7 protein-coding genes are annotated in these 6,088 nt (G+C 63.5%); all 7 read left to right on the top strand.

What is annotated here, in order from left to right:
• Nucleotides 1–450 (top strand): CoA transferase (locus QZ609_RS23545; RefSeq protein ID WP_295500024.1); only part of this gene is annotated, 450 nt, incomplete at its 5' end.
• 2 nt (nucleotides 451–452) lie between these two features.
• Nucleotides 453–1,307: a citryl-CoA lyase gene (locus QZ609_RS23540; RefSeq protein WP_295500022.1), complete on the top strand. Its 855-nt coding sequence runs from the start codon at nucleotides 453–455 to the stop codon at nucleotides 1,305–1,307.
• The gene (locus QZ609_RS23535) at nucleotides 1,304–2,200 is read left to right on the top strand and encodes an SMP-30/gluconolactonase/LRE family protein (RefSeq protein WP_295500020.1); all 897 of its coding nucleotides are present in this window, start codon (nucleotides 1,304–1,306) and stop codon (nucleotides 2,198–2,200) included. Before QZ609_RS23540 ends, QZ609_RS23535 begins: the two co-directional genes overlap by 4 nt.
• An 809-nt stretch (nucleotides 2,201–3,009) precedes the next feature.
• Entirely contained in the window at nucleotides 3,010–3,327 is a 318-nt protein-coding gene (flhD, locus tag QZ609_RS23530) for a flagellar transcriptional regulator FlhD (protein WP_295500019.1), read from the top strand.
• Nucleotides 3,328–3,400: 73 nt separating this feature from the next.
• Entirely contained in the window at nucleotides 3,401–3,961 is a 561-nt protein-coding gene (gene flhC / locus QZ609_RS23525; protein WP_295500017.1) for a flagellar transcriptional regulator FlhC, read from the top strand.
• Between the two features lie 449 nt (nucleotides 3,962–4,410).
• Complete coding sequence (gene motA, locus QZ609_RS23520; protein ID WP_295500015.1) at nucleotides 4,411–5,271, top strand: flagellar motor stator protein MotA; 861 nt, start codon at nucleotides 4,411–4,413, stop codon at nucleotides 5,269–5,271.
• Between the two features lie 80 nt (nucleotides 5,272–5,351).
• A partial coding sequence (gene motB / locus QZ609_RS23515) for a flagellar motor protein MotB (protein WP_295500013.1) occupies nucleotides 5,352–6,088 on the top strand: 737 nt, incomplete at its 3' end.

Here is a 6,088-nt window from a genome sequence, read left to right as displayed (position 1 = left end):
CTGATCAACATCGCCGCCAACGAAGACAAGCAGTTTGCCGCGCTGTGCCGCGTGGTCGGGCGCCTGGAACTGGCCACCGACGCGCGCTTTGCCGAACGCCAGGCGCGCAAGGAGCATCGCCATGCGCTCAACGATGCGTTGGAAGCCGCGCTGGCCGCGCGCCCGGCGGCTGAATGGGAACCGCTGCTGATCGACGCCGGCGTGCCGGCCGGGCTGGTGCTCGACGTACCGGGCGTGCTCGCGCACGAACAGGTGACGGGCCGCGACTTCGTCACCTCATTCCCGGAAGAAGGGCAGCACGTCACGCGCGCGGGCTTCCGCCTGTCGGGCGACGATCCGTGCGCGCAGACGCCCGCACCGCCGTTGTCCGCCCATACCGACGACTGGCTGACCAAGCTTGGCTACCGCCCCGACCAAATCGAAGCGCTGCGCGCTGAAGGCGCCATCTGACCATGACGACGACTCCCCCCATCGACGCCGCCGGCCTTGCCGCCGATTACTGGCGCACCGACATCATCGACATCGAACCCGGCCGCATCCACGTGCGCGGCTACCCGATCCAGGAGTTGATCGGCCAGATCGGCTTTGCCGAGATGATCTGGCTGATGCTCCGCGGCGAGCTGCCGACCAAGCGACAGGCCGCGCTGCTGGAAGCGGCGCTGGTGGCCTCCGTCGACCACGGCCCGCATGCGCCGTCGATTGCCATCGCCAAGATGGCAACGAGCTGCGGCCTGCCGCTCAACGGCGCGATGGCTTCCGCGCTCAATGCGCTGGACGATGTGCACGGCGGGGCAGGGCAGCAGGCGGTCGAGCTGTTCCACGACATCGAAGCGCGCATGTTTGACGGCGCGTCGCTGGAAGCGGCCACGGCGGCGGGCGTCGATGCCTTCATCGCCGCACATGGCAAGTACCTGCCGGGCTTCGGACACCGCTTCCATCCGGTCGACCCGCGCGCGGGGCGGCTGCTCACGCTGGTGGACGAGGCCGCGCAGGACGGCGTGGTGGGTGGGCGCTACGCCGCCATCGGCCGCGCCATCGAGGCGTTGCTGTCGGCGCGCAAGGGCAAGCCGATCCCGATGAACATCGACGGCGCCACGGCCGTCATCTATGCGGAGCTGGGCTTTGCGGCGCCGCTGGCGCGCGGCGTGTTCTGCCTGTCGCGCGCGGTGGGCATCCTGGCGCACGCGTGGGAACAGAGCGGCCGGGCCGAGCGCAACAAGGGCCCGATGCCGCGCCAGCTGCCCTATCGCTATACCGGTGCCGCCACGCGGCATCTATCGGAAACCGATCCGGTATCCGCGCCATGACCTATTTCAACTGGCCCGTCATCGAGACCACGGTCTTCGCCGAGATGCCCGCCGTGCTGCGCCGCCCAGTGCCGACCGAGTGGTCGCGTGCCAACAAGGGCGGGGCGGCGGTCGATTGCTTCCTGGAAGGCCCGTGCTGGGATGCGGCCGGCAACCTCTGGCTGGTCGACATTCCGCATGGCCGCATCCTGCGTGTCTCGCCACAGGGTGATTGGGCCGCGGTGGCCGAGTACGACGGTGAACCCAACGGCCTCGCGCTGCGCCACGACGGCACGCTGCTGATCGCTGACTACAAGAATGGCCTGCTCTCGCTGGATCCGGCAACGGGCGTGGTGAGTCCCTTCCTGACCCGCCGCAACAGCGAGCGCTTCAAGGGCCCGAACGACCTGGTCGTCGCCCGCAACGGCGACGTGTATTTCACCGACCAGGGCCAGACCGGCCTGCACGACCCGACCGGCCGCGTCTATCGCCTGCGCGCGGACGGTCGCCTCGATTGCCTGTTATCCAATGGCCCCAGCCCGAACGGTCTGGTGCTCACGCCAGATGAATCCGTCCTCTTCGTCGCCATGACACGCGACAACGCCGTCTGGCGCCTGCCGCTGCTGGCCGACGGCAGCACCAGCAAGGTCGGCCGCTTCGCGCAGTTCTACGGCACCAGCGGCCCGGACGGTATGGCCATGGATGCGGCGGGCAACCTGTTTGTCGCGCATGCCTCGCTGGGCGCGGTGTTCGTGCTGTCGCCGCACGGCGAGCCGCTGGCGCGCATCGCGTCGTGCCGCGGGCGCACCACCACCAATGTGGCGTTTGCGCCAGATGGCCAGACGCTCGTCATCACTGAATCCGCCACGGGCACCGTCTTGCAGGCGCGCTGGACACCGCCAGCCGCCCATTGATTGGCCGGGTGGCCGCGATGGCTGCCCAGGGGTCACGATCGCCATCTTCACGACGCCCGCAGTCCAGCGGCGTATCAAGCACTTTGTTATGCGCGCGTCCCACGAAGGTGACGAAATGCGCATAAAAACATCTCCATACTTTGAGTTTTAGTCTCTATAAGAGATACATGTCTACTTATATGGTACAGACTGGTAGGAGCAGTCCTACAAAACCGGCGGAGGCCTGTAGGAGTCGATCCTACAAATCCCCGGAAAAACCGTCGGAGCTGTCCTACATGGCATGTAGGACACGGTAGGAAGTGTCCTACAAATTGAATGCCCAGCATCCCGTGCTCACAGTCGCGGCGACACGACACCTTGCGCGGCGATTTCCAACGAATTTAGGCAATTTAATTGCTATTTTTTGGCTAGCTGCAGGGTAAATACGTGTCAAACGCCCGCTTTAGCGCACGGGCTCTCCAGCCTGGCTGCCCCCGCAAGGGCCGATTCCGTATGGTTTCTTAGCGAATTTGTACGAATATCGCCTACACATCAAAAGGTTGAGTAACCCCTCTACAGTAGGGATCGCACCTTCTTTACTTACCCCGTTTCGAAATCCACAATGTGTTCAACAGAAAACAACTTCACCATGTCTGACCGACGTGAGTAAGAAGGAGACGGGAAGGGCCGGCTACGGCGCGGACCGTCAGGAACGTCCGATCTGTGGGGATCGGCGAAGTCCGGCGAGGGGAGGCGGCTAGACCGCTACCGGGCATCACCGTGAAGGATCGGATGAACGCTGTACTTTTACTGCACACGACGGGACAAACATGGACACCCAAGACATCCTTTCCGAGATCAGTGAGCTGAATCTCACGTATCTGATGCTTGCTCAGCAGATGCTGAGCAAGGATCGGGACGCTGCCCTCTTTCGCCTGGGCATTTCTGAAGAATTGGCCGACATCCTGTCAACGATGTCGCCTGCGCAGATCGTCAAGCTGGCCAGCACGAACATGATGCTGTGCCGCTTCCGCTTCGACGATCACGCCATCCTGGGTCTGGTGACCCAGCCGCACCGTGACAAGAGCCTGCAGCAATCGCAAATGTCGATTCTGCTCGCACGTCAGGCGGTTGAGCAGATCAACTGAACCGTTTGCGGCGGGCGTTCCGCCGGGTTCAGATTGATTGGATGGGTAGCGGAAGCAAAGCAGGAGCAGTGCCATGCGTCATACCAGCGTCATGAATGAAGTCGAGCAGATCCACCTGGCAGCGGAGTTGATTTCGCTCGGTGCGCGTCTGCAGTTGCTGGAACAGGAAACCACGCTCAGCCGTGAGCGTCTGGTCAAGCTGTACAAGGAAATCCGCGGGGAATCGCCGCCCAAGGGCATGCTGCCCTTCTCGGCAGACTGGTTCCTGACGTGGTCGCCGAACATCCATTCGTCGATTTTCCTGAACATCTATCGCTTTCTGGGCGAGAACAGCCGCAGCACCGGGGTGCGCCGCCTGATCTCGGCCTACAAGCTGTACCAGGAACACATCCACGTCCACGAGCAGGAAGAGGTGCTGTCGATCACCCGCGCGTGGATGATGCTGAAGTTCTTCGAGGGGAAGATGCTGCACACCGTGAAGTGCAAGCGCTGCACCGGCCATTTCGTGGCCCACGCAGAAGACCTGCACCACGATTTCGTGTGCGGCGTATGCCAGCCGCCGTCGCGGGCAGGCAAGAAAAAGCGCGTTGCTGGCCAGGTCGAAGCGGTCGCAGATAAGACGATCGACGCTTGAACGGCGCAGAGGGAAAGCAGGGGAAATACGGGAAAACGGGAACGCCCGGCGGTACTACGGGAACGTGCTGCCGGGCAGCTATAACGCTCGAAAGGGTGGGGTTGCCGTCGTTGTGAACAGGGGCACAGACAAAACAAAAGGGGAAGGGGGATAGGCCGGTCGTTGCAGAGTTTGCTGCCGACCGGCATTTTTTTTGTCCGCCGGGTGGAATCGAAGGGACGGGAAGCGATTTCTGTCCCTTTTTTCTTGCTTACCGATTGGCCTCCCCCTCTGGCGGGGTGTGGCTCAAGCGCGCCCGCTTGATGCCGTTGTTGGGGAAATGGCGCCGCGTGGCGGTTTTGGCGTGCCGCGCAGCAGCAAAAGCGACGGAAAAGCCTTCAGTTAACCGCCTCGCTGCCGTTAATTCTCCCTGTATCGATCGCAGGATCGCCCATTCAGGAGTTTGCCCCGTGCTAGTCGCCATCGGTTACATCGTGATTCTCGCCTCGGTGTTCGGCGGCTATATGCTGGCCGGAGGCCACTTGGGCCCCCTGTTCCAGCCGACCGAACTGCTGATCATCTTCGGCGCCGGCATTGGCGCCTTCGTGGTCGGCAACGACAAGAAGGCGATCGGCGCCACGGTCAAGGCCATCCCTGGCCTGTTCAAGGGCTCCCGGTACACCAAGGCGCTCTATATGGAAGTGATGGCGCTGCTGTATGTGGTGCTGTCCAAGATCCGCCGCGAAGGGATGATGTCGATCGAAGCCGACATCGAGAACCCGCACGAGAGCGCGCTGTTTTCCAACTACCCGACCATCCAGGCTGACCACCACGCGCTGGATTTCATCTGCGACTACCTGCGTCTGATGGTTGGCGGCAACCTGAATCCGTTCCAGATCGAAGCGCTGATGGATCAGGAAATCGACACCCACCACCACGAGGCCGAGCAACCGGCCCGCATCATCACCAAGGTGGGCGACGCCATGCCGGCCTTCGGCATCGTCGCCGCGGTGATGGGCGTGGTGCACACCATGGGCTCGGTCGGCCTGCCGCCGGCGGAGCTGGGCAAGCTGATCGCCTCGGCGCTGGTCGGCACCTTCCTCGGCATTCTGCTGGCGTATGGCTTCATCGGGCCGCTGGGTTCGCTGCTGGAACAGCGCGCGGAGGAATCGACCAAGTTGTTCCAGTGCATCAAGGTGACGCTGCTGGCCAGCATGAACGGCTACGCCCCGGCGATTGCCGTGGAGTTCGGCCGCAAGGTGCTGTTCTCGACCGAGCGCCCCTCGTTTGCCGAGCTGGAAGACCACGTGCGCGGCGCCAAAACCGCCTAGCCCTGAACATCCATGACCACAAGAGCGCAGCCACGAAGCTGCGCCACACCTGAAGCAGTACTCACCGACGGGAACGGACCATGAGCAAGTCCAGCACGCCGACCTTCATTGTGATTCGGCGCAACAAGAAGAGCGGACACGGCCACCACGGTGGCGCGTGGAAGATCGCCTACGCCGACTTCGTGACCGCCATGATGGCGTTCTTCCTGCTGATGTGGCTGCTCAGCTCGGTCACCAAGGCCGAGCTGTCTTCCGTCGAGACGTATTTCCGCACGCCGCTGAAGGTGGCACTGTTTGGCGGCGCCGGCTCCGGCGACCAGTCCAGCATCCTGCAGGGCAGCCCGGCCCTCAAGCAGAACATGCCGCAGCCGAACCCGAGCCCATCGCCGACGGTGCAGCGCCAGCGCAACGTGCGCGACGAAAGCGATGACGCGGCGCTCAACAAGCTCAAGCAGAAGATCGCCGAGATGATCGAGTCGAACCCGGTCATGAGCCAGTTCAAGCACCAGTTGCTGATCGACATGACCAGCGAAGGCCTGCGCATCCAGATCGTCGACCAGCAAAACCGCCCGATGTTCGCCAACGCCAGCGCCGAGGTGCAGCCGTACATGCGCACCATCCTGCGCGAGCTGGGCGCGGCGCTCAACGACGTGCCCAACCCGATCAGCCTGTCGGGCCACACCGATGCCACCCAGTACGCCACGCAGCATGGCTACAGCAACTGGGAACTGTCGGCCGACCGCGCCAATGCGTCGCGCCGCGAGCTGGTGGCGGGCGGCATGCAGCCCGAGAAGGTCAGCCGCGTGGTGGGCCTGGA

It is taken from the genome of uncultured Ralstonia sp. (genome assembly GCA_913056305.1).
GTDB lineage: Bacteria > Pseudomonadota > Gammaproteobacteria > Burkholderiales > Burkholderiaceae > Ralstonia.
The sequence above is the reverse complement of the archived record's forward strand: the minus strand, read 5'-3'. Positions and strand labels throughout refer to the sequence as shown.

What these genes read in the sequence shown, in the direction of transcription:
- QZ609_RS23540 (WP_295500022.1), top strand. Translation starts at nt 453, where the DNA reads ATGACGACGACTCCCCCCATCGACGCCGCCGGCCTTGCCGCCGATTAC.
- QZ609_RS23535 (WP_295500020.1), top strand. Translation starts at nt 1,304, where the DNA reads ATGACCTATTTCAACTGGCCCGTCATCGAGACCACGGTCTTCGCCGAG.
- flhD (WP_295500019.1), top strand. Translation starts at nt 3,010, where the DNA reads ATGGACACCCAAGACATCCTTTCCGAGATCAGTGAGCTGAATCTCACG.
- flhC (WP_295500017.1), top strand. Translation starts at nt 3,401, where the DNA reads ATGCGTCATACCAGCGTCATGAATGAAGTCGAGCAGATCCACCTGGCA.